This window comes from Caballeronia glathei (genome assembly GCF_000698595.1).
GTDB lineage: Bacteria > Pseudomonadota > Gammaproteobacteria > Burkholderiales > Burkholderiaceae > Caballeronia > Caballeronia glathei.
In genome coordinates, this window is record NZ_JFHC01000069.1 from 17,249 (window position 1) to 42,817 (window position 25,569).

The window sequence follows — 25,569 nt, forward strand, 5'->3', positions numbered from 1 at the left end:
CGAGAGGCAGGTCGACTGAAGTCGCACGCGACAACGAGAGCCGCACGGCGCGTATCTGCGGCAATACCTCATGGCGTGAACCGGGAAGGGGGCGAGCCTGTACTTCACCTGAACGAAGTCACCCGGCATGAGCCGGAGACTGTCGATTTAGTATCTGTTCGGTATCGGACCCATAGTGGTCTTTGCACCTCTCCGAAAGCCGCCGTTGGCGAGCGGGCGGCGTGACGGAGACGTCAACAAACGACTGTGTCGTGCGGCGGGCGGCTGACACGTTGCGTCGTGAGGCGCGGTGCAAATGAGCGCAGCGGCACTCTTGCGCCCTTTACAGGGGGGGCACGACTACATGAAAAGCGGCTGACCGGACGACGCACTTCCGCCGCCGTCCACCGGCAGGTCGACACCGTTCACGAAGCTAGCGTCGTCGCTCGCCAAAAACGCGATAACGGCGGCTACTTCGTGAGGCTGCGCGCCGCGCCCCATCGGAATGCGGCTTTCGAACGCCTGCTGCATGGCAGGTTGCTGCTCGAAGAATGGCATATTCATTTCGGTAAACGTCATGCCGGGGCTGACCGCATTTACGCGCACGCCGTGCTTGCCGAGTTCCAGCGCAAGACTGCGCGTGAAATTGCTAAGGCCGCCCTTCGATGCGTTGTATGCGTTGAAGCCCGGATCGGCGCCCTGGCCGCACACCGATGAAACGTTGATGACCGAGCCTTTTGTCTTCATCAGATGAGGGAGCGCGGCACGCGTGAGATAGAACGGACCGCTCAGATTAGTGTTCAGCGTGCTGTGCCAGTGCTCGTCGGTCACGTCGAGCAGGCCGCGCAGCGCGCCGATGCCGGCATTGTTGACCACCACGTCAATGCGTTCGAAACGTGCAAGCGCAGCCTCGACGAGGCGCTCGACGTCCACGCGCACCGTCATGTCGCACACGTGAACGAGACTTTGAGCTGCGGCACCTAGGCCATCCGCGACATGCTGGAGCTTTGCCTCAGTGCGGCCGGCCAGCACCACCGACGCGCCCTCATGGGCGAAACGGCGCGCTGTTGCGGCACCAATGCCAGTGCCCGCACCCGTGACGATCACCACTTTTTCTGCAAAACGCTTTTCTTCCATTTCGAACACTCCGTTGTGTTTGCCTCTATCTAGACGGGAAAAAGAACACTTCGGAGCATGTCGGAATTCCGTCTTGCGGCAAGCAGTTCTTGCAAATCTTCGATCAACACCATGTCGCGGGTAGTCAACGGAAAGTAAATTCCATATCCTTGCTGGGTGCTGCACCGCGTTCCATGCGGGTTGAGTGTTGCCTGGCACCGAAGATACCTCGCCGAAGGACTGGGTCTTTTGCAGCTGAGCATCGCAACTGCATGTCACTGCGTTGAACTAACGCACCACCCCACACGGCCTTGTCACGTTGGCGATTTGTGGGGCAACGCGTCACCTGTTGAGGCGAACACTCGGAAGGCAGTAGGACAGGAAGATCTGCGTGCGTTCAGGCAAGCTAAAGCTTCCGTGAACGTGACAAAGCCCGCGCGGGCCATCCGCACTGCGGAACCCGATGATGGTCCGCGCATGCCGATCCTGGCCATTTCCGGCACCGCCACTCTGACCCAGCGCGAGCATTGCCGTGCCGCCGGTATCGATCTCGTGCTGGAGAAACCGGTCAGCCGCGCCACGCTGGTTGTCACGATTCGCCAGCGAGCGGCAGACGCCCCACCGCCGCACCTAATCAACCCTTCCAGTGCGAGCAGCGGACCACGCTGCAGAAGTTGCCGCGATGGAAATGCGGTTCCTTGTCAGCAATCACATCGCCCATCACATTGGCAAACGCCGTGTCGGGCTTGTGCTTGACGCCGTTGTAGAACGCCTGAAGGAGGTCTTCCTTGGCGTGCTCGGTACGCGGGTGCGCGTGCACCACCACCTCGCGTTCCTTGTCGCTGTATTCGTCGTACTTGATGCCCAGCACATCCATTTCCACACCGGCCGTGACCAGCGCGATCACCGGGTGCATGAACTCGGGCACACCCGGTGTGGCGTGCAGCGCAATGGCGATCCACACGCGCTCCACGTCGTGTTCCGGAATGCCGCGGCTGCGCAGGAAATCGGCGGCCGCATTGGCGCCGTCCACTTCAAAGCGCTTGTCCGGACTGCCGTGTTCCACGGTCAGGCCCATGTCATGGAACATGGCGCCCGCATAAAGAAGCTCCGAATCGAACTTCAGGCCACGGCGCTGTCCGGCCAGTGCTGCCCAGTAATAGACGCGACTCGAATGGTGGAACAGCAGATCGGACTCCGTATCGCGCACGAGATCGGTGATCTCGCGGGCAAGTTTGCTGTCGGGAATGGCGATGCCGCCTACGCTGATACTCATGACTGACTCCTTGTCGAGGGGGTTGTCCAGAGTATAAAAGTCCGGTTAGTATGTCCGCAATGATCACGATACGACGAAATAAGACAATGTCTTGATGTCGAACAGCTCCCCCGGGGGCGACCCCGGAAACAGGATAGGAAAACGATATGTCTTCACCCCGAATCATTGTGCTCGTGGCGATCCAAGGCGTTCAGTTGCTGGACGTCTCGGGTCCGCTCGATGTATTTGCAGAGGCCAATATCCAGTCCGGTGTCGAGGCCTATCGGCTGCAGGTCGTCGGCGTAACGCGCGGTGCGATTCGTGCCTCGTCGGGCGCGCGGCTGCTACCGGATCTCACCATCGAGGACGATCGCCGGGTCACCGCGCTGCCACGCCTGCATACGATGCTGGTGGCGGGCGCGCCGCACGCCGGCGACGCGCCGGCGGAACCGATGCTGCTCGACTGGCTTCGCCGGATGGCCCCGCGCACGAGCCGTTATGGCTCGGTGTGCCGCGGCGCTTTCCTGCTGGCCGAGGCCGGCCTGCTCAATGGCCGGCGAGTGACCACGCACTGGGCCGTGGCGGATCGGCTGGGGTCGTCGTTTCCCGCGGTGACCGTCGACGCCGACGCTATCCTTGTGCGCGATGGCAAAGTGCGCACGGCAGCCGGCGTGACCACCGGGCTGGATCTCGCGCTGGCGCTGGTCGAGGAAGACCTGGGCAGGGACGTCGCGCTCAAGGTTGCCAGTCAGCTCGTGATGTACTTCAAGCGCCCCGGCGGGCAGGGGCAGTTCAGCCGCCGCGCGGTCCCTGCCGCGGCCAACCGATCGGCCCTGCAGGAACTGCAACGTTGGGTTGCGGCGCATCCGGGGCAGCAGCATGATGTGCCGAGCCTGGCATTGCGCATGGGCGTGAGCGCGCGTCACCTGACGCGGCTGTTCCGGGAAGAGGTGGGCGTGACGCCCGCGAGCTGGGTGGAAGCGGCGCGCGTGACCGTCGCGCGTGAACTGCTCGAGAACCGGGACCTTGCGCCCAAGCAGGTGGCCGCCGAATGCGGCTTCTCAAGCGTCGATACGCTGCGCCGCGCATTCATGCGCGTGATGGGCGTGACGCCGGCCGACTATCGCAAGCGACATGCGATGCCGGTTCAGTGAAACCGCAGTCTTACGGCGACGCGTCGCCCTTGCGCTTGCGATAGGCCGCCACCTCGTGCCCGGTTGCCGCAAAGCGCCATGCTGCACCAGCGGCGCCGATGCGATCGCGTACGGTCAGGCTCGCGGTGAAAACAAGGTCTTTCATGTCGCATTGCTTGTGATGGCAGCGATCAATTCCCTGGTTGTCGATACTTTATGGGCGTAAGTGAGGCCATCAATATTCATCGCAGCGTGAAGTGCTTCATCTGAGCGTGCAGAGGTCGCATCCCGAACGAGAGCTACGTGATAGCCAAGTCCTATCCCGATGCGGCCGGTCGCTTCAAGGCAGCTGTTCGCAAGCAGGCCAATCAAGATCGTGCTTCGAGAGATCCACGTTGGATTGGATTGCGTAATGGAATTGATGTTTGCAAAGGCGCGGCAGGGCATTGAACGGCCGGTACGAATATCATTGCGGACTTCGCGTTTTCCTCACTGACGGACCGCTTGTGGCCGAACGCGGTCCGACATTGACCCAACGGAGCGATTCGCCATTGATCGGTGAGCGTAGGGCAGAAGTCCATCAACGACCGAACCCACAACGCAAAAAAGGACGCGACGCGTGACGCCTATCTTGCGAGTGTCGACATCAGGACAGTCCCGTTTCAGTCGAAGGCAAAACCTGACGAACATGCGATTCGAGCCGCGCTTTTCCCGCCGCCGAGCGAACCGACGTCACGCCGCTCTCGAATTCCCGCTTCTTGAGCAAGCCAACCGTCCTTGGCATGGCCACGTTCTTGATACGCTGACCAGTGACGCAACTGAAGGTTGCGTCCGCGCTATCAACCCTTCAACGAGTCATATGCAAACAAACAACAAAGTACCCGTCGACGTGTTCAAGACCCTCACCGACGCGATCGAGTCATATCTCGCACTCGCCTGGAAAGTAGTTATTGCGTTGGGCGGGCTTGTGCTCGTGGCCTACTGTTACTTCGAGAGCATCATGCCCGAGGGGCTTTCTCTCGGCGACGCCTTTTTCCTCGCGTCTGCCTCCTTCTCATTTGCGTGCATCGCGCTCATTGGAGTGGGTTGTGGAGCGTTTGCGGCCTTGTGGTTGTTGAAACTCATCGTTGTAGTCCGCAACCATCGTCTTGCCGGACGCGGCTTGCCACCTGCATCACGATTGCACCGGTTTGTCGATAGCGGATCGATGATGTTGATGTCGTTCTTCGTCGCCCTTCCCTTCGCCTATCTGCTGATTTTTGTGCGAGATCAGACGCCCGATGGCCGGATGCAGGCGACTCTGATGTTCTTCGCCACCGTTGGCGCTTTCGCGTCGATCATTTTTCTGATCGTTCCCGCGCAGGCGCAGCGCCGCGACGTCCGGTTCACAGTAAGCATCTGCGCCATGGCCGTGTTCGGTGCGTTGGTTGCGACTCGGCCGGCGCTCCTCAATCTGGCGATGGTCAATCTCGGCGTGCGGTCCGCACCCGGTCAGATGCTGCTGTTTTCCAGCGCTGAACACGACGAGCTTGCGGCAATCGCTGACGCCAGCGGCGTTAAGGTCAGCTTCTGCAAGTTGCCCGGTACGGCGATGTGGGGAACGCGTGCTGTACGCGCCGTGTGGTACGGCGTGGGGAACAGCTCCTACGTGCGTCTCTTCGACGAGGCGAACGCAAGCCGCGACGTACTTGTGCGCGTTGACCGCACCGCCATGGAGGTCCTGAGGGGCGACAAAATCGACTTCAAATGCATCTCGGCACCATCCCCTACCGGTCGCGCCAGTGACGCCCGGCCGTCATGACCCGCATCTACGCAACTCTCAAAAAGCAATACACGACCGAAGCGTTGAAGAACATGGGCTTCACGTCGGACGGCAGCTTTATGGTCAAACGCGGAGCCCGACGATGTGAACTCGCGACCGCATCGAGCCTCGACGGGATCTGGTGGCGCGTCAGGCCGCTCGTTCGCCGATGGCGATAAGCCGTGTTGCAACTGAATACGTGAATACGTGGCCAGCAAGACGCTTGTAGTCGGCGTGTTGCCGGCTAGACGCGATCCTTCGCGTCAATGTCGGGCGTCATTGCTCTCGCCAGGTAAGCCCTGTGAGCGCCGGAACCCGCGATCGCGCTCAACGTCCTCCGCAGTGGGGTAATCCGGCCATGTAACCGACAAGAATCCGGCCATGACAGTGGCGCTCACAACTCCGGCGAAGACCCAACTCGTGCCGAAGTAGGACACTGCGCCCAAGCACACTGAGGCAAGTATGAGACCGGCGGCAACCCAGTACGATACCGACCACCAGTAGGCACGACGCCGGGACGCCAGGTTGCCGCTCGGAATCAGCTTGCTGAGATACTTATCAGCTTCGTCTCGCATCATATTGTCCACGGATGGGAATCGCGGCCACAAATTTACAGAGCCCTCCGTCCCGATAGGAAAGCACGAATCGCGTTCCCAGCTTCCGGGAAGAATTGTCGTGGGCCCATTTCAACGAAGCGACCTGCTGCGATAAATCCTAGACGAACCGTTGCTGCGAGCGTTCCGCATGCTGCTACGCCCAAAAAATAGTACAAACCCGTGCCGAGCGCCCGCCTCAAATCATCATCGGCCGTTTCGTAGCTGCCAGCGTCGCGCGTAAGCCACTCGAATGCCCTAACGAGCACTCGAGCTATGGAGTCGAGCGCATGAGCCCCCGGTGAGCTAGATTCGCCTTGTAGAAACGGGACTATCTGATACATCACGTATAGGGTTACCAAAGGCGATGCGCTGCGCAAGAGACGCGGAATTAGACGCCGCGGCGCCGATATTTGAGTTTCCGTTCGTTGTTCTTTTTTCTCTGCTTTCGGTTTGTGATTAGACGTCGGCCTTGCTGTCTATGAAGACCATTGCGGTCGTCACCGCGCCGCCACCGATCGCGGCGATAGCCCAGAACGAATTGAAGTGCGGGGATCAATCAGTGCCCACGCCAAAACCGCAAGACCGCCGACGCCAATCGTGACGAGATACTTTGCTTTCATCTTTTCGTGCTGCTCCGTTTACGGTTCCCGCGTTCCCCACATTTTACGTACTTTCCGTGGCTACCTGGCGTCGTCAACGGCGGCTTTGCCATGCCCTTGCGTCGAAGACCGGTACGCTGCCGCCCCGCGCTTCGATCGGGCCGTTGAACTGGTCCACGTCCCCACGATACGCAGATTCCGTGCACCAGCCCTTTGCACACGTCTCGTACCGTGTAACTCCGTTCATGGCGTACTTCCTGTGCGTAACCGGCGCGTTGTCTTGCTGCACGGACAATTCGGCAAACCGCTTTTCCGCCACCGTACGTTCGTAGTTCGCAACGGCATGGATTGCCAGCGGGGCCGCTATCACCGCAGCTGTCAATGCGACAACAACGATCGAAGAGGTTTTCAACATGCTCTCCTAGTTGACACGACGCCACTCTTCCTCGATTACACCGAAAACGATCGGCACGAAATCATGCCCTTCGAACGATGCCGGGCTTCCGTCGCTCGGATAGTCCAGCGCCGCGGGAGCGCGGATCATGTCAAGAATCCGTCTGCTGTGCTTTCCTGTGGCCGCCACTTCGGCGAGGACCTCAGCCTCAATGGCATGCAGCAGCGCCCAAGTCAGTACACCGGCAGACCTGTGCCGAAGCACAACCGCGGGTACTGCTTGCCGCACAGCCGCATCGGCAGCAAATAACGTCTCCATTTCAACCATCCCTATCTTCGATGCACGCGAGCGCGTTTGATGCGACCTTCGCGTTTTCCTTCTTCCTTGGTCTGGATCAGGCCGCGATGGGCTTTTCCGATTATGGCAAATCGTGCTTTCTTTACTACATCAATGCCGTCCGTAGCGTCAAACAGCGAAGTGCCGACGTGCTCGAAAATGCGAGACTTTTCCTATCGGCGTACCCGATGGTAACTACACTCGCCGTCATGGAATGGCGCGGTCATGCAGGCGATTGTCGATATCGCCGTACGAGGCTCTCGTTCAAGCCAAGCTTCCAGTTCAGAAATCTTCATGAGCTGTTCCTCTAAATCTTGTATGGGACACGCACACCGGGGTCGTCCGCGGGAAAATCCTTTGTATTGCGTGAAACCAACAGCATCGAATTTACCTGTGCCGAGGCCCATACAATCGCATCGGGCAGTCGAATCCGCCTCTGCTTGCGAATCTCTACCGCCCGATTTGCGATGGCAGAGTCGAGCGCAATCACGTCAAACGAACTAAGCCATGCGCGAATAGCCGCCTCATCTGCTGGCGTCGTGCCAACAAGAACCTCCATCCAGGTGATCGTGCTAATCGCACGATTCTCATAGCGCGCGAGTTCTTTCTTCGCTGCACCAACGCCGTTGAGATAGTCGATTAGAACGTTCGTGTCGAAAAGCGCCCTTACCATTCTGAGCGCAGCTCCTGTTGGTATTCCAGGCCATCGACTTTCTTGCCTTTCCACAACCCGAAAACGTCAGCCCCAAGCGCTCGCTTGTGTTGCGCGATATAGGCCTCGATCGCGTCGCGGATAACAGCGGCGCGGGGGCGTTGCTCTGCCTCCACAAGGACCGCCAACTCTTCGACCTGCGCATCAGGCAGGTCTATCAGAATTCGACTCATTTCCGCCTCCGCTTTCATGATATACATATCGTATATCATTCGCGGCTTCGCGGCAACTGGTTTTTGCGGGTATTGCCTCTCACTGAAATTAACGGCATTTGGGGACTTCCGCTTTAGTCAAATCCGTCCTCGAACGAGGCGGCTGCTTCCGATCGCTCGCGAGCGGTCACTTCCAGATATGGCGAAACGTGATCCGGATGCGCGTGGCCCAGCAGCAATTGACGGTGTCGAGTGAGTGGCCTTGCGCCACAAGACGGCTGGCAAATCTGGTTCACCGGATTCAAACCGCGAAGGTTCAAGTTCCGTGCGGACGTGCCGTTATAACAACCTTGTCGCAACTCAAAGGAACTCTATGCGCCTGTTTCTCGCCATCATTATCCCGTGGCTCCAGTTCTTCACGATCGGACGCCCCATCGCCGGCATCATCTGCTTTCTGCTTCAAATCACGATAATCGGTTGGATCCCTGCTGCAATCTGGTCGGTCTATGCGCTGAGCCAGTACAAGACCGACAAGAAGATCGAGCGCGCGCTCGGCGCACGAGCCTCAGGCTAATCGTAGAAGTCCCTCGCGAGGTCAATCGCCGTCGACCTGGCCTACGTGCCGGTCGTCGGCCAACGACGAACCTTGGGGCTGGCGGCGTTTGGTTGGCCCTTGCTCTCCGTGAGGGACACAGAGGAACTCCAACGCCGGTGGCGTTCAGCCACCGTCGTCCGCAAGCAGCGATGCTTGGGCAATGTCGACTCCAGGCGATGCTTTCGGCTTAGCCGTGCGCGGCGGCAGTGGGTACGCCTCAGCGCGCATCGCCTCGGCCGCGTACAGCCGCAGGAACGAGCGGGCTTCATCGGTGCTGCGGCAGGACAGCCACGACTCGTACTCATCAGGTGGCAGGATCACCACCGAACGCTTCTCAGATCCCGGCCGGTGGAAACGATTCATGAGCGGGTGGTAGGCCGCGTTGACTGTGAGCATCGAGAAAGACAAGGCCTCACCACCGTCAGCCTCCTTCCACGACCGCCAGAGGCCCGCGATTGCCAGTGGCTCGCCGTTCGCCATCCCGATGCGCCAACGTACTGCCTTCCCGCTCTCGTAATTCGGCTCGAAGAACGCAGAACAGAGAACGAGTGCCAGTTGCAATCCGTTCCACGCGCTCCGGAAACTGCGTTTCTCTCCCATCGATTCCGATCGCGCGTTCATCGTGTCGAACACCTTCACGCCGGGCGGAATGTGCTGCCGCGGAACGAGGCCGAAGGTCGCGGCGTCTGTCGTGTATTGCTCTTCGACCTTCCGAAAAATCGGCGCCGGATAGTCTTTGTAGATCTCGCGCTTGTGGTCGAAATCGGGTCTCGGGAAAAGACTGAACGTGACAAAGCGATCCGCCGGATTTGCCTCGTAGCTGGTGCACATTGAAATACCTCCTGCGGGAAGATGATACAGGGACGATTTACATCGCGACGGCGACTGACACGGTCAACCCCGCAGCGTGCATGAATCTCATAAGCTGGCATTTTGCTTGCTTTTCCCGTATGCGCACGCGCCGCGTGCCCGTAGTTGCGGTTGTCGGGGGCTCTATGCAGATCCTAGTCGTGGATGATGCCCGTGATTCAGCAGACAGTTTGGCCGCGCTCGCAACAGAAATAGGCCACACGGTCGTTGTAGCCTATGACTGCAAGACTGCGATGCAGTATGCAACGACTCGCAGCTTCGACGTAATCTTGTGCGACGTGGGATTGCCCGACGGAGATGGCCGACAAACTTGCGAGCGGCTGCGCTCCGCTGGCGCCTCCCAGGATGCCTGCATGATCGCAATAACCGGCCGAACAGATCTGCGAGGCGACGATTTTCCGTCGTTCGACGGATACCTGCACAAGCCGATTACGTGGCCCGCGTTAAGACACGCTCTCGAAACTTGGGGCAAAGCTGGACTGGATCTAGACTTTCAAAAGCCCGCGGCGCCGGTTAACGATGGACCGTGAGACGCACGGCGGGCAGCTGGCCGCAGATTGGCTTGCCGTGCCGTATGCGTGAATCATCCCCTTCCTACTATTCACAGGAACTGTCATGGCTCCTCGCTCGATCGCTTCGTTGACGCTTAGCTTTGGACTTGTTGCCGTGCCGGTGAAGCTCTTTACCGCGACCGAAAGCAAGTCCGGCGTGGGCTTCAATCTAATGCACAAGGATTGCGGTACGCGGGTGCGCCAGCAGTACATCTGCCCGACGCATAACCAGGTGGTCGAGCGCTCCGACATGGTGAAGGGCTACGAATTCGAGAAAGACAAGTACGTTCTCTTCGAACCTTCTGAACTTGAAGCACTTGAAGCCAGCGCCAGCCACACCATCGATATCGTTTCGTTCATGCCTACCGAAGCGATCGACCCGATCTACATGGACAAGGCGTACTTCCTTGGCCCCGACAAGCGCGGCGCCAAACCGTACCAGTTGCTCCACGAGGCGATGCGGGAAACGGGAACCTGCGCACTTGCCAAATGGGTCTCGCGCGGCAAGCAGCACATGGTCCAGGTCCGTGCAGGCCGCGACGGGCTCATCATGCAGCAGCTCCTCTATGCTGACGAGGTTCGATCGCAAGAAGATCTCCATATTGAGAAGCCATCGCTCCAGCCGTCGGAACTTCAGCTCGCGGAGCAGCTCATCGAGCAGTACCGGGTAGAGGGCTACGATTCGGCCGCATATGAGGACGAGGAGAAGGAACGAGTCCTCGCTGCAATCGACCAGAAGGTCGCTGGAAACAAGATCACCGCAGCGCCCGATGTACAACAGACGGGCGCAGAGGTCATCGACCTCGTTGAAGCTCTGCGTGCGAGCCTGAAGAAAAAGGCGCCTTCGTCCGCCCGCACGCAGGCAGCAGCCGCTCCGGCGACGAAAGCGAAGGAACCGGAAGCCCCACCCGCCAAGCCCCGTCGCGGCGTGCGGCGGGCAGCAATTCAAGAGGCGACGCCCGCCCCCGCCCGCCGGACGGCATCCAAAAAGTGACCATGCGAAAGGGTGAGGGATACAGCTTGCGCGAGCTGCAGCGCATGCTCGGAGTATCGCGCACGGTTGTTGAACGGCTGATCGCGGCCGGCTTTGTCTCGCCGAAGACCGGAGAACGGCGCGAACGCCGTTTCAGCTTCCAGGATGTCGTCATCCTTCGCGCCGCCCATTCGTTGCGCACTGCCGGCGTTTCTCCCCGCAAGATCGTCCGGGCGCTGGACCATCTTCGGACAAGCTGGGTCAAGGAAGGGTCGCTCACAAGCCTGCGGATCGCTGCGGTGGGCAACAACATAACGGTCAGGGACGCACATAGCCGCCAATGGGACGCCGAGTCGGGGCAACTTCTCATCGATTTCGAGCCGAAGCCTGCCTGCGGCACGGTTGCATCATTCCACGAGCCACCGTCGGCTCGCGAGCGACGCGCACAGAGCACAGCGGTGGATATGTTCTACCGGGCCGAAGCGTTGGAGGCGACTGATTTGGTGGGTGCGGAATCTGCGTATCGCGACGCACTAGCGCAAGCGCCGGGCTATACCGACGCGTCGCTGAATTTGGGCTGCATTCTCGTTGATGCCGAGCGCTACGACGATGCGATCGCAGTGTATCGGGCGGCATTGGAGCATCGTCCGGACGATCCAGTCCTGCACTTCAACATTGGCGTTGTCCTGGAGGACAGCAACCGTCTGAGGGACGCCCTCTCCTCCTATCAGGCATGCATCGCGCTATCGGATGACTTTGCCGACGCTCACTTCAACGCCGCGCGTATCCACGAGGAGCTTGGCGAGGCCACCAGAGCGATCCGCCACTTCAACCGGTACCGCACTTTACAGAAAAAGCAGTAGCCTGTGAGTTCGGGCATCGCCATGCGTCGAAGCTCGAGCGCCAAAATCCATCCTTCTGAGGAGACGATCGTGTTCGTTTCGTACCTCATTGACCCGCTGTCGCGAACCGTCACGAAGGTCAGAGACGGCTTCGACCGCGCACAACAACTTCTAGGCACTGACCGGCTCGACATTGCGACGCTCTGGACTGGCTCGTTCGACCCTGATTCCTCAGTCGATCTCGTGTACGCCGACGACGCCGCTCTCGACGAACCCCTCTCTGAGACGGGCTTCCGTCTGCGTTTCGAATGCCACGGCGAGCCGAAAGTTTGGGAAGTTACCGGCAAGGCTGTACTCGCTGCTGGCGGTGACGTGCCGCAAGACATCGCCAGTCAGATCGGGACTGTCGTATCGGTTGAAGCTGCCATCGAGTTCCATTCGGTCGACGAAGCCGATGTCGTCCGTTGGAATGAGCACAGCGGCTTCACCGGCGGCCGCATTCCTGTACGGCGCTCTGATCGTTCCGATCACGCCGAACGCAGGCCGCGCACCCGAAACAATCAATGAAACTCGCGTCTGTTGTCGCGCCAAGCGGCGGCGAACGGGAAAAAGGCGACCCACCGCGTCGATGGCGAAACATCCGTGCGATCGGCGGAAGTCGACCCAACACAGCCAGTCGAAACGTTGTGACGAACGGCCGATTAGTGGTCAATCAGTGCCCTCTGAGTTCTTTAGCAGGCTGCGGAAATACACCCTCGAGAAACAACGTTCCTTGCTGGGCGCGGCTACGGCCGCAACTTTTTTGCATTGCGAAATTTAAACGCGAATCCAGCTTCTTGTTCGACGGTTTGAGGCCTGTTTTTCGCCTCATTACTTAGGTGACTGGCATTTGCGGCGCGCTTTCGCCGGAAACATGGATGCTTCGAAAGGCGTCGGTTTCGGGTATGCCAATATTTAGCTCAGTCGTTTTTAGAACGGGTGCGATCTCATTCCTCCATTTTTCAATAAACATAATTAGGATTTTTTCCCCATCCTCATCGGCATGAACGTAAAAGCCGACTAAAAGCGCCGTGCCCGCGGGCACCCCGGAATTCGCTAACTCGGCAGAAGCCGTCCTCTCTCCAGAAACTATCCAGCAGCTGGCAGCTAGACGGTCTTTTCGCATGAGGGTATAAACGTCCGCTCCTTGATCGATAAAGTGCCATGCTTCGCTGACAAAATCGCGAAGTGATTGCGCATGCGTCGACTCATATCGTATGAGATCGGCGATCTTATTCTTTCTAACTGCGTCTAACCGTTCATCATGCCTTGCACAATCCGCCGTGTTGAGCTTGTGAAGACGAAAGCGGATCTCGTGTTCGCGGGGACGCGGATTGTCGGGATCGGCCGCCTCGCCTCGTCTCCTGCCAAGTGCCGCCGCCAGAGCACGTGAAGGGTTCTTGACCGCAACCCTTACCAGCCGTTTTACAGCTCTTCCAGCTAGATCGCGCGTTTGTTGGGATTCAATCGCAGACCTTAGACTCGGGATAAAGTATAGGGTAAGGGTTTTTTCATGCGCGGTCGCCAGTTGGTCCTTATATATGGAGCCGCCCGGCGTAAGGTCGAAGACGCGTCGTTCCTGGATCAGCCTCTTTGCCAGCATCAGCATATGCAGCATTGCAGGACTATGACGTGAGTAAAACGGAGAATAACCCATCGAAAGCAGGTGTAAGTATCCGTTTCCTTGAAGGCCGAGGAACCAGGCAACAATCGTTTCATCGACCTTCAGGACGGACATGTGCAGCGCGTCCGAATGTTTCGCCACCGCAACCCAAAGCCTTTTCAGATCGGCGTCCCTTAGAAAAGGACTTGAACCATATTGTTTAATCTGTCGGAACTCGTACAGAGGCCACGCATGTTCAAAGATCTCCGCGAATTCATCGCATTTGATTTCTATGAATGTGACCGCTCCCATCCTCTTAAGTCGGTTAAGCTTGACTTGTTTGGATTTCAGTGACTGATCGACGCGTTGTTGCGCATCCAGGCCTATCAAGGGTCGAGAAGACGGTCTAAAAAAACAAATGTTTTTGATCCAGTTTGACTTTTCGATCGGTCCCAGGTCCGTCCTCGGAGGAAGGTATTTCAATACCAGAACCTTTCGGGGCCACTTTTCTCGAAGCAAATCCAAAACTTCAGAGATGAAAGCATCATTCGCGTCTTCGCGCGCAAGCCAAACCTGATATTCGGCATATATATCGCCGGCGTAGACCAGCTGTCCCGTTGATCTGCTGATTGCAAGCGTAAAGAGTCCACGGAGTTGGCCCTTTGAACCTGCCATGCTTAAAATAACAGGAATAAATCGTTCACGAAATGTTTCATACCAAGCCTTGACGTAGTCCGAGGATTGAAACACAGTCCCCCACGAGCATGCTTCGCACAGGTCACGCCACTGATGTAAAAAAACAGGTTCAGAGATCAGATTGAAGGCATTTTCATCACTGGAAATGACGATCGTTCTTTTCATGATTAAATTCGCTCCCGATAGGGGTTGGGCTTGGCGCGCACATAGATTAAGCAGCTTATAATATTATTAATAACAGGTTGGCATCGGCACGCAGAATATAAATCGCAAGCTTATACTTGTCTACTAGCAGTCCGGGACTAAATGCGTGGTGCAGCGCATATCTTGGGGCGGAGACGCGGTAGGCTAGGGCCGCCCCAACTACAGGTGGGACCACGATGAAAAAAGACGACGATAAGGACGTTTGGGACAATGTATTCAGCGGGATCCAAATCATGATCCTGTGGATGGTCATCGGCCTGCCTGCCTACAAGGAATATGGCGGGATGGGTCCGTGGTTGATGCTTCCCGTCGCCCTGGGGATCTGGTGGGTAGGCAGAAAGCTGCTCAGGTAGGTGTCGGCAAGCACTCGGCTCATTGACCGCTCTCGGCATGCTCGACCGCCGCGACCAGTGGCTCCCCGTCGCGCGAGCGGCTTGCAGGACTTCCTATGAGGTCGGCAATTTTCTGCGAACCCCTCTCGGAAGGTATTTCAGCAACCTGTTAGGGCAATCGCGTCAACTGATGCTAACCACAGAAAAAAGCTGGCGCTACCGGCTTAAAGGGTTCCAGCCATGGACCATGGCAAACCTGCACTTTGCTGAAAACGACAAAGGCTTCACGTTTTCTGGATATGCCTATCGATTTTCATTGTCGGTCCGACCCGTTTCAGCATTTACGCATATCAGGGAAGACCACCAACTCGTTGATTTTCCATGGCGTCGTCGGTGAAGTATTTTGAGAGCTTGCAGTTGTCCCCTTGTTCAAGCCTCGACGTTTACCGGGCCGAACGAAACGACACCGGTACTGCCGTCGGGTCGCTTGAATAGCGTCGCGAGATCGCCATTTACACCGTGGCTCGCGATCGACAGGGGCTGCGTGAAACCCACCGTTAGGGTGGCGGGCGTGGCATGATTCCGATTCGGCACCCGATCTCCGGGCTTCGCACCGGCATCCTTCGCCGCGTTTTCCGTTTGCGCGGCACTGGCCGCAAGGCGCAGCAAATCGAGTGCCGTACTTACGCCGTGTAGCGTCGGGTGCCCAAGTCCGGCGATCAGCCCGCGCAGACGGCTACCTCCGTCGTCGTTAGTGCCGTCAGGATTCTGGTCCGGCCCGACTGTTGCCGTATTGCCTGGTGGGAGGGAAGTAGCAAGCGCGCCGGGGGTTGCAGCATAGATAACCGCCGAGGACGCGGACAGCCACTGGTTTTCGAGCGAAACCGACAACGCACCGCTATCGGGATCAAATGTTATCGACACCGAACCTGCACGTGCATTGACTATCGACGACGACGCCGACAGCGTCGTCCCATAACCGGCCGATACGGCAATATTGCCGATAAAGGCTTTAGAGAAACCGATTACCGTCGACGATTCGGCAGAGGTCACGGCGAAGCTTGCATTCAGGCTGATAGAACCGCCTTTTGCCAGTTGTTCGCCAAAATTCGCACTGACTGCTTGGGCTTGCTGCGCCGGAAAACCGCTTTCCACAAGCAAGTTTTGAAGCGCACCGCTCAGTTCGCGGTCAGCGGTGGCCGTCATCTCTCGGTGCCCGGTCGCTGGATCGACAGTGGTTGCAGTTTGCACGATCTGCCCTAAGGCAGCCTCAAACTGGCTGATGTTGGCCGTCGCGACCGGCAGAGCAATCGCCTGAAGCATTTTCTGCACTTCCTGCATTTGGCCGATATCAGCTTGGCCGATCTCCAGCCCTGCCGATTGACTGGATTTCCGCCCGGCGCTGACGGACGTAGGCGAAATACTCTGCAAGCCCGGTAACCGGGCGTCGGTGATGCTGCTGATCGGTGAGGACATTTGCGTGTGCCAGGCGTGATTATGTATTCGGGATATTCTGTCGCGCCGCTGAGCAACGAAAGCGCAATACTCACAGAAAGATATCGACAAAAACCTTGCGGGGCTTTAGCTCAAACGACGCATTTTTTTTGCGCCCGTTGCGGCATCGCCGTGCGCCTGAGCGTCCGCCGGTGGAATGCTTCAGCCGAAAGAGACAATCGCACAGGCATGGTTAGAAAAGGGGGGCGTCAGAGACCGGAAACTGCCAGGCGCTCCCGGTCAGAGCGCGGCGAATTCCTGACTCATCTGCCGAGCCCGCTTCACCTCGTCGCTCTGCAGGTAGTTGTTTTTTTGATTTGATTCGGCTTCCGGAAACATCCTGAGATTCGACCGACGCCTGAAGTCCGTTGGCAAGCGGTCATCATCCGCTGACTGGCGAACGTCTCTTACTGGCCGACTGCGCCCCATGCGATGACTATGACCCCGATCCTCGTGACTTACGGCCGGATAGCGCTCGCGCCGAGGATGCCCATCAACGTCCGAGCGTTTCGCTGTCCTTGGTCCTCGAAAATGTTCTCTACACCGACAGCCGCTAATTCCCCGCCAGTGGTCAACGGGCCTCTCCGTCGGCGGCCATTGCGTCGGGCAGTTCCGCATCTGCCTGCGATGCAGCAGCGGCACCCGCGTCTTTGACGAGCCGGTCTTATGACTGAAAGCTTTGGTAAGTGTTCGACCAACACCGCAGCGTTATCAGCGGTGAGGATCAACCCATTCTACGCAACAAGCATCGCCGCATCGCCCACTGGGGATACGGGCGGGTGCACGGCCGGCGGCGGTTTTTTGTTCGACGAACTCCATAACCTGGCCAGCTCGGCGATGCGCGAAGGGCGTTGATAGAGATAGCCCTGGCCGAGCCGTACGCCTGCTCGCGCTAACGCGCCGTGGTGCGCGTCCGTTTCCACCCCTTCGGCGATCACTTCCGTATCGAGGTGGCGTGCAAACGACGCAATGCCTCGGACTAACTGGATATCCTGTTGTGCGCCGCTGGCGACGAACTGCCGGTCAATCTTGACGAAGTCGAAACGCAACCGACGCAACAGGTCGACATTGCTATGCTCGCTACCGAAGTCGTCGATGGCGAACTTCACTCCGTTGGCGCGCAATGTCGAGAAGGCCTTGCAAACGCTTTCATTGCTTCGTAGCTGTCCACGCTCGATAATTTCGAGAACGACCTGCGGACGCGCGGGAATGGCGGCAAGCTCGGAAACCATCTCGGCGGCGAAGTTTTCTTGATGCACATGGCGGGGCGCAACATTGACGGCGACGTGCCACGACGCCGGTGCGCCGATCGACGTGACTTCTGTCAGCGCGGTCCTGAGAACGAAGAGCGACACCGGCCCGATCAACGCGCTGTTTTCGATCACTTCCATGAAGGCGGCGGGCCCTTGGCGACCCCAGCGAGGATGGTCCCAGCGCAGCAACGCTTCGACGCCGACCCATTGGCGTGATGCGATATCGATCACCGGCTGATAGACGAGATAGAACTCGTTGCGCCGCAGCGCCCGCGCTGCGGCACGCACCAGCCGACAGCGCTGTGCTACGCCTTGAAACTGCCACCCCGCGACAAGAACTGCCATGCTCAGCAAAAGCGCAACCAGATCGAATCCGACAGTGGTGCCGAGCACCCAACTTGGATTGGCCATGGTGATCACCGTCAGGGGCCAGCTGGGCGACTGCACGCCCGTTCCTAGTGCGCCGAGCGAGGCGCTGCTGGAAAGCGGCTCAAAACCGTTGGCTTCGGTGATGACGCCGGAGCCTTCCACGGCGAGACTTGACTGGCTGCTCCTGCCCAAGCTTCCTTGCGACAGCATGTTGGCCAGATACACCTGATCGATCAAGTAGAGCAGGCCGTTACCGTCCCCACTGCGATCGAACATCACCAGAACCGGCACGTTTGCCCGATACGGTGTTTGCGGCAACAGCCCGAGTTGTTGGGCTTGCGTGGACGGCTTGAGGTACGCGGCTAGCGGCTTTTCGATCAAACCGTGCGTGGACGAGCAGTACAGGCGGCCGCCTTTGACGAGGACCACGGCCCGCACATAAGGAAGGGATAGGCTCACGGCTCGTAGCCGAGGTAGCGCCTGATCGCACGGCTCTCCTACGAGCGGCAACGCCTGCGCGCCCCGGGCGAGCAGGCTGTCGAGCATGCTGGTGACCGGGCGCACAATGTCTCTGGCCACCGCTCGTTCCCGTTGCTGGACCGCCACCCCGACAGCCCAGTGCGCGCACGTGACCGCTGCAATAACCGCCAACATCCCCGGCAACACGAAGGCGAGCGGCAATCGTTTCGTCCAGTGAAGGCTGTGCTTTTGAACCATGAAATTGACGCCTCATTTCGCGTGGCTTGGAGGGCACACTGATACCCCGATACGCGAAATGGCACAGAGTAATAGTTACCTTATCGCGAAAACTGGCATAGCATTTATTGCATATCGGCATCGTGAGCGTTTACTTAAACGAAGTAAACCCTGATTTGGTGCAAATGCGACAGCGCAGGTCTAGCCCGCCGCAATGACGATAGTCCGCGAGCTTCTTTCGTATGATAATTCTCCTTCTTGCCACCCATACGAGGACGGAAGAATGCTCGAAACCGACGGACTGAACAAGCTGACGCGGCAACTTCAAGAAGCGTCCCGCGTCTTTAAATCGCTGGGCGGGGAACTTGCCCACGTCACCGTCGTGCCGGGCGATCAGGACAGTGTGCAGGCGGCCATCCGGCAGGTGGAAACGTCCATCGACCAGAAGGCGGCGCCTTTTCAGGGCAATGAGTTGGTGGAGTCGATGGTCAAGCAGTTGAAGAAACGCTATCGCGACGAGCTCATCAGGCGCGGACAGGCCTGAGCCCGAAACGGACCTTCCATTGAGCATCTTCCGCTAATTCATCGGAGGCACCCATGACGATCACGATTCGCGCGGGCTCGCTATTCGATAGCAGGCCAATCTCTTCTTTCAGGTGATCGCCAAACGATACGAGCGCGGCAGCCTGATCGTCACGAGCAACCTGCCGTTCGGGCAATGGGACCAGACGTTCGCTGATGATGCGACGCTCACTGCTGCGATGCTCGATCGGCTATTGCACCACGCTCACGTCGTGGCAATTCAGGGGGAGAGCTACCGGCTACGAGAGAAAAGGGCGAGCCGGATTGGTCGCGAAAAGATCGTCCACAACAAGGGAGAACGCCACCGGCTGAGAGCGGCCGGCACCGCAATAACACTACAAGTTGGTGTAGTAAATCTGAAGTGCCGATGCCGCGAAAACTGTATCAATTCCGGAGTGCCGTTGACACAGTACCGGGACGCGCTTGCGCGCCAGCGCAGCGGCGACGCTGACCCTCAACTCCTGTGGCAGATAGCCGTTAAGCCGGTCTTCCGTGCACGGCCAGAAAACCGCCTTCGGTCGCACCTTCGATCGACCGGAGAGGACGTGGTTACGAAGGACAACTACAACGGCTCCTGGCATAGTTGTTTATCGTTGGAAGCCTTAATGCCCCCAAAAAATCCTGCGTGTTCCGAAGAACGCGCGCGGGCTGAATCAAGAGAAGGCTGTTACCGGCTCAGGCATAAAAGACGACTGGCGCAAAGCGGTCGCGACACCGCTCGACGGCTCTTGTGGCGCGCCTACTTGCAAGTCGTTGACTTTCCGGGAGGCGTAGGTGCGCCTTTCGTAGCGCCCTGCGGCGGCACGCCTGTGGTAGTGATGAGTGAAAGATGAGGGGAGTTGCGTGCTCAAGGAGCAACTACTGCGATGCGATAGGAAACGTCCGGCTTCACACCGGCTTCCATCGATACATCATCACCTTACCGCGCGCATCCTCTTCGACGAACACCAGGTATTCGCCGTTGCTGCGCCGAACCGCGCTCACGCCATTCGCGACATCGACGAAGCCCGACGTGCGGCCGACCTCGGGCCCCGGCTTGATCACGCCGACTTCGCTGCCGCTCGCCTTGTCGTATACGTGCACGATGCCCACCGGCTCGACGGCGAACACATACGCGCCCTCGACCGTCACGCCGATCACCGTCGCGCCCGGCTGCGTCCCCGTCTGCCACGGCAGCGCGATCGTATAGCGCTGCACGGGCTTGCCGGTCGACCACTTGTCGTAGCGTGCGAGCACGCGCCCCGCTTCCTTCCAGTAGCGCGCATCGACGCCCGCCTGCGGCGTATAGCCGGTCACATACAGCGAATCGGTTGCGGGTTCGTAGATCGCGCGGCGCACGTCGCTGAACGGTGGCGGCACCGGATACGCGGTCATGTCCGCGTAGCGGTAGATCGGGTTGCCGCTCCGATCCAGCCCGCCGAAGCGCAAGCGATAAATGCCTTGGCCGTTGCGCGCACGCCAGACGTCGCCGTTGCTATCGACCCACCAGCCCCAGCCGTGGGCGAGCAGGTTGCCCGTCGAATTCACGCTGAATTCGGCGGCTTCGAAGCGGCCGTTGCCGTTCGCGTCGCGCCAGATCCAGTCGCCATCGGGCGGCGCATTCGGCACTTTCGCGACCGCGCGCTCGTCGCCCGCGATGAAGCCTGCGGGAATCGCCGTTTCGCCGTCATGCGCGGCATCGAAGCGATAGATCGCCAGGTGGTCCGCGTACATGTCCGTCAGGAACAGAAACGTGCGGCCTTTCAGGCGGCGTGCGATCGGCAGGCCCGGCGGCCAGCGGTCCGTATAGAAGACCGGGTCCTGCGGATACCTGAAGCGGTTCGACAGGAAGCCGACGTACTTCCATTGCTGCCCGGCCGGCTTCGACAGATCGAGCTCGAAGCGCTTGTTGCCGGTATAGACGCTGTCGGGTCGCGCCGGATCGACCCACGCGCCGTCGACGAATAGCAAACCTTGCACCTGCCAGCGCTGCCGGCCGTTGGGCGCATAGCTCTCGAGCGACGCGCCGAACGTCTCGCCCGGTGCGTCGTAACGCGGCCCGAGCCCGTTGCTCGCGACATAGACGTTGCCGTGCGCGTCGGCGCCGACGCCGGTCAGTCCGTTGAAGCGCCGCGGACCCGCCCGGCCCGCGGCGCCCGAGAAGATCCCGCCGCGCTCGCCGAGCGTGCCGCATGCCTGATAGCGCCCGTTCCTCTTGCTGAAGATCAGCACCTGCTGGCGCGGCCCGTTATCGGCGATCAGCACGCGTCCCTGGGCATCGACGGCGACGTCGGTCGCGACCGTGTCGTCCGGCAGCGGCAACGTGTCATCGAGGTGCTGGCCGCTCGCCGTGTAGTGCGCGAGGTGCGGTGTGCCGCTGCGCGCGTCGGTCAGCACCCACAGCGTGCCGTCGCGCTCGAGCGCGAGGTGCGCAGCATCGTGCGCCGGCCAGGTCGACTTGCGCAGCTGCGATTGCGCGTCGTAGACCTCGATCCGGCCGCGCGCGGGATTCGCGACATAAAGCGTCGAATCGCTGGCGGCGAGGCCGGTGATTTCCGCGCTCGCGTCGCCCGGTACGTCGTTCACCATCAGGAAGCCCATACGCGGGAAATCCGTCACGACATAGAGCGGAAGTAATTCAAAAATATTCAGCGCTCACGCCGCGCCAAAGTGGTGAAACGCAGCGCACATCGGCCATCCGTGCCGCCTGCCTGCATTGACCCCGTTTTGCTCAGTGCGAGCGATATCCGGGCCGTCCGGTCGTAACCGCCGTCTTCAAAAACATAAATAAAACAGAATTGTTAGAAAATTATTCAGCACTTCACATCTTTCCTCTGAACAATTAAAACCTTGTTCTAATGGCGTTGAAGAGCGGCGCCGTTTTTGTGAACCCTTTCGCCTACTTATTGATTGCTCGACGCCGCGGGGATTTTCGAATGAAAGAGACCAGCGTTTTGAACAACCAGCATTACCAGCAGCTCGATGCGTTACGCGGCATCGCAGCGCTGATGGTGGTTGTCAACCATTTCGTGCTGCTCGGTCCATTATTCTGGATCATGAAATCGCCGTTAAGGGTGACGGCGTTGGGGCATGAAGCAGTCATCTTCTTTTTGTACTGAGCGGGTTTGTGCTCGCGTTGCAATTGCGGTCGAGCCGACAAGTGCCATATCACGATTACCTGATCAAGCGCATCTGCCGAATTTACCTGCCCTATCTCGCCGTACTTGTCGTAACTTTTTCGATCGTCGATGCGATTTCGGTGCAATCGGTAAATTGGGCAGGCGGCTGGTTTAATCAGATCTGGAGCGGGCCATTTACCGGCACCGAAATCGTCGATCATTTGATTTTTATCGGCCAATTCAAAGCCTATCAGATGGTTCCGGTCATCTGGTCGCTGATTTACGAGGCGCCCATCTCGCTGATCATGCCGCTGGTCGTGTTTCTAGTGGCGCCGGTGTCCGCGCGCACGGCGCTGCTGGCCGCGCTCGCGATGTCGGGGCTGTCGTTCGTGTTACTTGGGACTGAAGGCGGCGAACCGTTAAGCGCGAACTTCGAAGGCGACTGGCCGATGACGCTGCACTACCTGAGCATGTTCATCGTCGGCTCGACGCTCGCGATTCACCGCGCGTCGTGGCGTCAGTGGCTGATGAAGGATGGACGCACGCGCATCGTGTTTGCGATATCGGTCGTGCTGTACTTCACGTCGCGCTCGGTGCTCTCGATCACGATGAGCGCGCTCGGGCAGTGCGTATTCGACTGGCTCGTCGCGGCGGGCACGGCCGGCCTCATCAGTACCTCGCTCGTGTCCGCGCGTTTTGCGTCGGTGCTCGCGCTGCGGCCGATCGCGTTCCTCGGCATGATCTCGTATAGCCTCTATTTGACGCACGCGGTCGTGCTGCTGACGGTGGTCCACCTGATACCTTCGGCCGATTCGATGTGGCGCACCATCGTGACTGCCGCGCTTCTCGTCATCCCGGTCGCGACGGTCGTGCACTTCGCGATCGAGCGGCCCGCGATGATGCTCGGCCAGTTCCTGACGCTGCACCGGGGCAGAACCGCCGCTGTGCAGCGCGCGAACCAGCCGTTCTGATCGCGCGCCGGCCGCGCGCGGCTATGCGAGCGCCTGCCTGCGGGTCGAGACAAGCGCGAGATAACACAACGCGCCGATCGCTCGTGCGGGTGACGTCGCGCCCAGATTCGGCAGCCCTGATTGATTGCCTGATACGCGGCGATGCCGATCGCCCACGCGATAAACGCGCTCACGTGCCGCCCGCCGAGCAGCCAAAGCGGCCCTGCCAGTCGGTGAGCGCCGCGGCATCGATGCGGCGCTTTCTGACGATGACGTGATTGACTCGCACGACGCCGAACAGTGGCGCGAATACCGAGCCGATCGGCAGCGGGAAGTTCTGGTACTGCGCCATCGGCACGGCGAGCGCAATCGCCGTGCCCAGCACGCCGTACGCGGCTGACAGTAGCAGCAGCTCGAGGGGGTCCAGAACGTGCCGGTCGAGACGGCGGCCGAGTGGACGTCGGCGAACGCGTTGTCGGTTTCGTCGATCAGCACCAGCAGCAGCGCGAGGCCGCCCCCCGCTTGCGCGAGCGCGGTGGTGAACAGCGCGTCGCCGCCGCCCGCAGCGAGCCCGTACACCGCGCGGAGCGTAGAACCACACGTTCGCATTGCCGTAGCCGAGCAGCGTGCCGCGTAACGTCTCGCCGGCGCGCCGGCCGAAACGCGTGAAGCCGGCGATTAGCGGCGGCCACGACAACGGCATCGGCACCCCCAGATCGATCGCGACGCCGGATGACATCTCGCCGGTGCCGGGGCGGTGCAGCAGCACGCCGATGTCGTGTTCGCCAGCACCGCCCACGTGAGCTCAGCCTGCGCCCGCAAGCAGCAGCCAGATCCCCCACGGGCACGGAAAGCGCCTTACGAACGACGGCGGACCGCTGATCGCGAGCAGCGTCGCGAGTACGCCGAAGATCACGGCCCAGATCAGCGGCATCGAGATGCAGAAGGCATGTTTAGCGAGCGTCCGCGGAATCGCGCATCACGATCACTTCGAACGCGTCCTACCCTACGAGTTGGATCGCGCGTTCAGCACGGCCTGCATCGAGGCGCCGCGCACGCCGAGCGTCGGCCGCAGCGACGACATCGCCGCGAGCCCCGCTGTCCATGCCGTTCGATCGCAAATGCCGATTGGAGCGTCTCGGCCGATGAAGCGACCTCCATCTCCGCGATTTTCAACGCCCGCTTCCAGGGTCCATCCGTCGCCTGGAATGTCCAAACCCGGTCGCCAGCGAAGGTCGCTTATTGGCCCGGCCGTTGACGGTCGATCGGAGAAGGACCCGGCGCGGCTCTTTGCCGGCGACAATTTCATATCGCGACCAGCACTCCTTATCCGCCAGGGTTCGGCGCGCTTTCAGTCAATCATTGCAATACGTACTGCGGGTTTTTACTAGTAAAGAAATTTGAGTCGCTGCCGTAATCGCATACAGACTACTTACTAACGGAAACGGATCCTTTGGTCGCGTCAGAGCTAACGTTTGCGCGAAAATTGTGGCCGATTTGATACGTCATTCAACGATCCGTATCACCTGTTCTGAACAAGTATCAGTCGCGCTCTGCGCAGCGCTTTGTGGTGGCCGGCGAGAGTATTTGACCGCTCGCAGGCTCGGCGGTGTTGGAAAAGTCGTTAACGTATTTCGAACGGGTTATTGAGTGAGCAAGTCAGGCAGCTCATGACATGCAGGGCTTTCAGCGGATCGATAAAGGAGACGAACGTGAATATGGTGAAATCCGAAATAGGACAACTGGAGAAGGCGCTAAACGCTTTGGTTAACCGCCCGCGGCTTATCCGTCGCGACTATTGGACATCGCAGATCGAGTGCCTATTGGGACGTTCTAGTCTGTCGGTTCACGATCGACAACGCTTATCCACTCTCCTGGACTTGCTCGGGCGCACCGCCGCAGAATGCGGTGCCTCAGCGCAGAACTGCCAGCCGACGGGAAGTCTTTGAGCAATGCGCCGCTGTGCACAACGCAGCTTTCGTTGTCCAGCAATTGCCGCGGTCGTATTGCCGACGCGGAACTCGGCAACACACCTGCCTCAAGTGCTTCTAGCCGCGTCCCACATGTGCATCACCTCACCCGGCACCTCGCAGGCACCGCGGCCTGATTTCGAACTCACACCGCGCCGCTGGAGCGGCCCGTGCCACACATTCCTCATCGAACCCTTCGACGCCGTCGGGAACGTGTGACCCGACGGCGGTCTCTCCCCTGACGACGAAATCGAAGGCATGCTGATGATGCACCCGCCCTCGACCTGCACCGAGACTTGCGTCGCAAGCCCAACAGAAATCGTGACGGCACTCAACGATCTCTACATTGTTTTGAGGTTGACCCGGTTCGACGGATAGA

24 protein-coding genes and 4 pseudogenes are annotated in these 25,569 nt (G+C 59.4%); 14 read left to right on the forward strand and 14 right to left on the reverse strand.

The annotated features are described in order from the left end of the window. Positions 1–339: 339 nt before the first annotated feature. Both budC and BG61_RS30765 read right to left on the reverse strand, forming a co-directional pair. Positions 340–1,314: a meso-2,3-butanediol dehydrogenase gene (gene budC, locus BG61_RS30760; RefSeq protein WP_338152275.1), complete on the reverse strand. Its 975-nt coding sequence runs from the start codon at positions 1,312–1,314 to the stop codon at positions 340–342. Positions 1,315–1,729: 415 nt separating this feature from the next. Then, positions 1,730–2,371: an HD domain-containing protein gene (locus BG61_RS30765; RefSeq protein ID WP_035942534.1), complete on the reverse strand. Its 642-nt coding sequence runs from the start codon at positions 2,369–2,371 to the stop codon at positions 1,730–1,732. A 146-nt stretch (positions 2,372–2,517) separates the two neighbouring features. Between BG61_RS30765 and BG61_RS30770 the strand changes: the two genes are divergently transcribed. Continuing rightward, complete coding sequence (locus BG61_RS30770; protein ID WP_035942535.1) at positions 2,518–3,504, forward strand: GlxA family transcriptional regulator; 987 nt, start codon at positions 2,518–2,520, stop codon at positions 3,502–3,504. Positions 3,505–3,514: 10 nt separating this feature from the next. Here BG61_RS30770 and BG61_RS41435 read toward each other — a convergent pair. Together BG61_RS41435 and BG61_RS40505 are read right to left on the reverse strand one after the other, a co-directional pair. Beyond that, positions 3,515–3,620: pseudogene (locus BG61_RS41435) on the reverse strand (CGNR zinc finger domain-containing protein); the annotation flags it as partial. Between the two features lie 25 nt (positions 3,621–3,645). Then, complete coding sequence (locus BG61_RS40505) at positions 3,646–3,930, reverse strand: isochorismatase family protein (protein ID WP_075584256.1); 285 nt, start codon at positions 3,928–3,930, stop codon at positions 3,646–3,648. A gap of 412 nt (positions 3,931–4,342) precedes the next feature. Here BG61_RS40505 and BG61_RS30775 point away from each other — a divergent pair, with 412 nt between their 5' ends. Both BG61_RS30775 and BG61_RS42270 read left to right on the forward strand, forming a co-directional pair. Next, on the forward strand, positions 4,343–5,284 hold the full coding sequence (locus BG61_RS30775) for a hypothetical protein (protein WP_035942536.1): 942 nt from the start codon (positions 4,343–4,345) through the stop codon (positions 5,282–5,284). Further along, on the forward strand, positions 5,281–5,463 hold the full coding sequence (locus BG61_RS42270; protein ID WP_152565249.1) for a hypothetical protein: 183 nt from the start codon (positions 5,281–5,283) through the stop codon (positions 5,461–5,463). Before BG61_RS30775 ends, BG61_RS42270 begins: the two co-directional genes overlap by 4 nt. 1,110 nt (positions 5,464–6,573) lie before the next feature. Here the strand turns inward: BG61_RS42270 and BG61_RS30785 are convergent. The 4 genes from BG61_RS30785 to BG61_RS30805 form a co-directional block, all read right to left on the reverse strand. Next, positions 6,574–6,894: a hypothetical protein gene (locus BG61_RS30785; RefSeq protein ID WP_035942538.1), complete on the reverse strand. Its 321-nt coding sequence runs from the start codon at positions 6,892–6,894 to the stop codon at positions 6,574–6,576. A 6-nt stretch (positions 6,895–6,900) separates the two neighbouring features. After that, positions 6,901–7,200, reverse strand: coding sequence for a DUF2471 family protein (locus tag BG61_RS30790; RefSeq protein ID WP_233469247.1), 300 nt, complete (start codon positions 7,198–7,200; stop codon positions 6,901–6,903). 316 nt (positions 7,201–7,516) lie between these two features. Then, the gene (locus BG61_RS30800) at positions 7,517–7,882 is read right to left on the reverse strand and encodes a type II toxin-antitoxin system VapC family toxin (protein WP_035942540.1); all 366 of its coding nucleotides are present in this window, start codon (positions 7,880–7,882) and stop codon (positions 7,517–7,519) included. After that, positions 7,876–8,094, reverse strand: a complete 219-nt coding sequence (locus BG61_RS30805; protein WP_035942554.1) for a ribbon-helix-helix protein, CopG family — start codon at positions 8,092–8,094, stop codon at positions 7,876–7,878. Before BG61_RS30805 ends, BG61_RS30800 begins: the two co-directional genes overlap by 7 nt. A 352-nt stretch (positions 8,095–8,446) precedes the next feature. Between BG61_RS30805 and BG61_RS30810 the strand changes: the two genes are divergently transcribed. Further along, positions 8,447–8,647, forward strand: a complete 201-nt coding sequence (locus BG61_RS30810; RefSeq protein WP_035942541.1) for a YqaE/Pmp3 family membrane protein — start codon at positions 8,447–8,449, stop codon at positions 8,645–8,647. Between the two features lie 144 nt (positions 8,648–8,791). Here the strand turns inward: BG61_RS30810 and BG61_RS30815 are convergent, their stop codons facing one another. Then, the gene (locus tag BG61_RS30815; RefSeq protein WP_035942542.1) at positions 8,792–9,499 is read right to left on the reverse strand and encodes an SOS response-associated peptidase; all 708 of its coding nucleotides are present in this window, start codon (positions 9,497–9,499) and stop codon (positions 8,792–8,794) included. A 164-nt stretch (positions 9,500–9,663) separates the two neighbouring features. On the opposite strand from BG61_RS30815, the gene BG61_RS45075 reads away from it, so the two are divergent. From BG61_RS45075 to BG61_RS42275, 4 genes are all read left to right on the forward strand, one after another. Continuing rightward, a complete protein-coding gene (locus tag BG61_RS45075; protein WP_420912402.1) occupies positions 9,664–10,068 on the forward strand; it encodes a response regulator in 405 nt (134 codons plus the stop codon). Between the two features lie 85 nt (positions 10,069–10,153). Next, positions 10,154–11,083 (forward strand): non-homologous end joining protein Ku, encoded by a 930-nt coding sequence (gene ku / locus BG61_RS30825; protein WP_035942543.1) that lies wholly within the window; start codon positions 10,154–10,156, stop codon positions 11,081–11,083. A gap of 26 nt (positions 11,084–11,109) precedes the next feature. Continuing rightward, positions 11,110–11,925 carry a tetratricopeptide repeat protein gene (locus tag BG61_RS30830; RefSeq protein ID WP_233469246.1) on the forward strand — a complete coding sequence of 272 codons (816 nt, stop codon included), beginning with the start codon at positions 11,110–11,112 and terminating at the stop codon, positions 11,923–11,925. A gap of 3 nt (positions 11,926–11,928) precedes the next feature. Next, positions 11,929–12,471 (forward strand): hypothetical protein, encoded by a 543-nt coding sequence (locus BG61_RS42275; RefSeq protein WP_152565250.1) that lies wholly within the window; start codon positions 11,929–11,931, stop codon positions 12,469–12,471. Between the two features lie 307 nt (positions 12,472–12,778). Here BG61_RS42275 and BG61_RS30840 read toward each other — a convergent pair whose 3' ends face one another. Then, positions 12,779–14,407 carry a GNAT family N-acetyltransferase gene (locus BG61_RS30840; RefSeq protein ID WP_081868231.1) on the reverse strand — a complete coding sequence of 543 codons (1,629 nt, stop codon included), beginning with the start codon at positions 14,405–14,407 and terminating at the stop codon, positions 12,779–12,781. A gap of 215 nt (positions 14,408–14,622) precedes the next feature. Between BG61_RS30840 and BG61_RS43010 the strand changes: the two genes are divergently transcribed. After that, a complete protein-coding gene (locus BG61_RS43010) occupies positions 14,623–14,799 on the forward strand; it encodes a hypothetical protein (RefSeq protein ID WP_161783718.1) in 177 nt (58 codons plus the stop codon). A gap of 22 nt (positions 14,800–14,821) precedes the next feature. Beyond that, the gene (locus BG61_RS42280; RefSeq protein ID WP_152565251.1) at positions 14,822–15,175 is read left to right on the forward strand and encodes a hypothetical protein; all 354 of its coding nucleotides are present in this window, start codon (positions 14,822–14,824) and stop codon (positions 15,173–15,175) included. A 32-nt stretch (positions 15,176–15,207) separates the two neighbouring features. Here BG61_RS42280 and BG61_RS30845 read toward each other — a convergent pair whose 3' ends face one another. Further along, positions 15,208–16,254 (reverse strand): hypothetical protein, encoded by a 1,047-nt coding sequence (locus BG61_RS30845; RefSeq protein ID WP_035942547.1) that lies wholly within the window; start codon positions 16,252–16,254, stop codon positions 15,208–15,210. Between the two features lie 752 nt (positions 16,255–17,006). Then, positions 17,007–18,611, reverse strand: a complete 1,605-nt coding sequence (locus BG61_RS30850) for an EAL domain-containing protein (protein WP_051672902.1) — start codon at positions 18,609–18,611, stop codon at positions 17,007–17,009. Positions 18,612–18,873: 262 nt separating this feature from the next. On the opposite strand from BG61_RS30850, the gene BG61_RS30855 reads away from it, so the two are divergent. Both BG61_RS30855 and BG61_RS40510 read left to right on the forward strand, forming a co-directional pair. After that, positions 18,874–19,134 (forward strand): hypothetical protein, encoded by a 261-nt coding sequence (locus BG61_RS30855; protein ID WP_035942548.1) that lies wholly within the window; start codon positions 18,874–18,876, stop codon positions 19,132–19,134. A gap of 91 nt (positions 19,135–19,225) precedes the next feature. Beyond that, positions 19,226–19,426, forward strand: a pseudogene (locus BG61_RS40510) (ATP-binding protein); the annotation flags it as partial. A gap of 634 nt (positions 19,427–20,060) precedes the next feature. Here the strand turns inward: BG61_RS40510 and BG61_RS30860 are convergent. After that, positions 20,061–21,749 (reverse strand): annotated as a pseudogene (locus tag BG61_RS30860) (NHL repeat-containing protein); the annotation flags it as partial. A 338-nt stretch (positions 21,750–22,087) separates the two neighbouring features. On the opposite strand from BG61_RS30860, the gene BG61_RS30865 reads away from it, so the two are divergent. Together BG61_RS30865 and BG61_RS30870 are read left to right on the forward strand one after the other, a co-directional pair. Then, a complete protein-coding gene (locus tag BG61_RS30865; protein ID WP_152565252.1) occupies positions 22,088–22,270 on the forward strand; it encodes a hypothetical protein in 183 nt (60 codons plus the stop codon). Between the two features lie 41 nt (positions 22,271–22,311). Continuing rightward, the gene (locus BG61_RS30870; RefSeq protein WP_035942550.1) at positions 22,312–23,241 is read left to right on the forward strand and encodes an acyltransferase family protein; all 930 of its coding nucleotides are present in this window, start codon (positions 22,312–22,314) and stop codon (positions 23,239–23,241) included. A 21-nt stretch (positions 23,242–23,262) separates the two neighbouring features. On the opposite strand, the pseudogene BG61_RS30875 reads toward BG61_RS30870, so the two are convergent. After that, a pseudogene (locus tag BG61_RS30875) lies at positions 23,263–24,316 on the reverse strand (purine-cytosine permease family protein); the annotation flags it as partial. Positions 24,317–25,569: the final 1,253 nt, after the last annotated feature.